This window comes from Paenibacillus sp. 7541, assembly GCF_002276395.1.
Lineage (GTDB): Bacteria > Bacillota > Bacilli > Paenibacillales > Paenibacillaceae > Paenibacillus_AQ > Paenibacillus_AQ campinasensis.
On record NZ_NQLZ01000066.1, the window covers coordinates 1 to 1900 of the forward strand.

Annotated in this window: 2 protein-coding genes; one reads left to right on the top strand and one right to left on the bottom strand. The window is 56.2% G+C overall.

The genetic code is table 11. The annotated features are described in order from the left end of the window. Positions 1-40: 40 nt before the first annotated feature. On the bottom strand, positions 41-820 hold the full coding sequence (locus CHH75_RS24400) for a SurA N-terminal domain-containing protein (protein ID WP_095268142.1): 780 nt from the start codon (positions 818-820) through the stop codon (positions 41-43). 139 nt (positions 821-959) lie between these two features. Between CHH75_RS24400 and CHH75_RS24405 the strand changes: the two genes are divergently transcribed. Next, positions 960-1900, top strand: a 941-nt coding sequence (locus CHH75_RS24405) for an aldo/keto reductase (RefSeq protein WP_095399393.1), incomplete at its 3' end; no start/stop codon positions are given.

Genomic DNA, 1900 nt, shown 5'->3' on the forward strand with positions numbered 1-1900 from the left:
GAAAAAGCTGCGTGACAGGGAGCCCCTTGTCTCGTGAAGTCTAGCTTAGCCCGAGCTGGCTAAGGTCTGGCACCCTGACGGGGTGCTTTTTCCGGAAGTCCGCATACAGTTTGGCCCGCAGTTCCTTGTAGCTGTCCATTCCACGCAGTCGTTCATCGGCGAGGATCTGGTCGATGAGCTTGCTGTCGTATAGCGCTGCCTCGTAGCTGCGATAAACATCTTCGCTGTTCCAGAAGTCTTCTGCGCTGCCACCAGCAATCCGGATCCGCTCCTTCATGATCGATTGGACGAGCCCTTCAGCGGCAGCGCTCGATTCCGCCTCGCTCAACGCGCTCCGCTGCATATGGATCATCTCCCTGATTTCCTCCGGCGTCACCGTTATGCCCAAGCTCCTGGCATAGTGCACGACCAGTTGGCCGGTCACCAGGCTCTGCAGCACTTCAGCATCCTTTACACTTTCGTCCGATTGATTCAAGGCTAGAATCAGCTCTCTGTTTTTCTTGGCAAACACAAACTCTGCAAGGGATATGCTCACTTCCTCGGTCTTGATAACCCAAGGGGATTGTCCTTCCGTCTCGAGAAGATATTGAATGGACTGGATCGAGTCGAAGGTGTCGCGGATCAACTGCTTGTTCTCCTCCGTCAGGGCCGCAGCGCTTGGCGGCGGCAGGTCCTCCGCAAGCTTCGGTGCTGGTGTGTTGGCGATGTCCTCCAGCTGGGCAGCGGGCGCGCGGTCACAAGCGCTGATCGCCAGCAGAACGGCTGCAAGGCCCAATAGCGACAGCTTACGCATAGGGATTTTCCGATTTCGGCTGCTCAATGGCACTTCCTCCTTGTTAAGCTCTTGCCATTATTAACGCTGTGCGTATCGGCCTGGTTACATTTTTCTTCCAATGCGCTACAATAAAGAATGAAATCGTTTACCGTATTCCCTAATATAAACAAGGAGATGATCCCTCATGCAGTACACCTCGTTAGGCAAATCCGGCATGAAAGTCAGCCGCCTGTGCCTGGGCACGATGAATTTCGGGCCTTCTACCGATGAGCAAGAAGCCTTCCGCATCATGGACGCAGCTGTCGATGCTGGCATTAACTTCTTTGATACCGCTAATATCTATGGTTGGGGTGAAAATTCTGGCCTGACCGAGACGATTATCGGCCGTTGGTTCAAGCTCGGCGGCGGACGGCGTGAGAAGGTTGTTCTGGCGACCAAAGTATACGGCTCCATGAGCGATCCGCTCGACGGACCGAACAATGAAGCCGGTCTGTCCGCCTATAAAATCCGCCGTCATCTCGAAGCTTCGCTGAAGCGGCTTCAAACCGATCATATCGAGCTGTACCAGATGCATCATGTTGATCCATCCGTAACATGGGACGAGCTGTGGGGTGCGTTCGAGGTCGCGGTGTCCCAGGGCAAAATCGGCTATGTCGGCTCCAGCAACTTTGCCGGCTGGCATATTGCGCTGGCTCAGGCTGCAGCCAAGGAGCGTCATTTCCTCGGACTTGTCTCCGAGCAGCATAAATACAATCTGAATTGCCGCCTGCCGGAGCTTGAGGCCCTTCCTGCGGCCAAGGAGCTGGGCCTTGGCGTCATCCCTTGGAGTCCGCTTGACGGCGGATTGCTTGGACGCAATGCGCTGCTGAAGGTGGAGGGCTCGCGCAGCGGCGGCAACACCGAGCGCATCGAGCAGCATCGCCAGCAGTTAGAAGCGTTTGCCGCACTGTGCCAGGAGCTGGGCGAGCCGCAGGACAATGTGGCGCTCGCCTGGCTGCTTGCCAACGAAGCGGTAACCGCCCCGATTATCGGACCGCGCACACTGGAGCAATTTGAAAGCTCGCTGCGCTGCCTGGACGTCAAGCTGGATGAGTCTGTCTTGAAGCGTCTGGATGAAATTTTCCC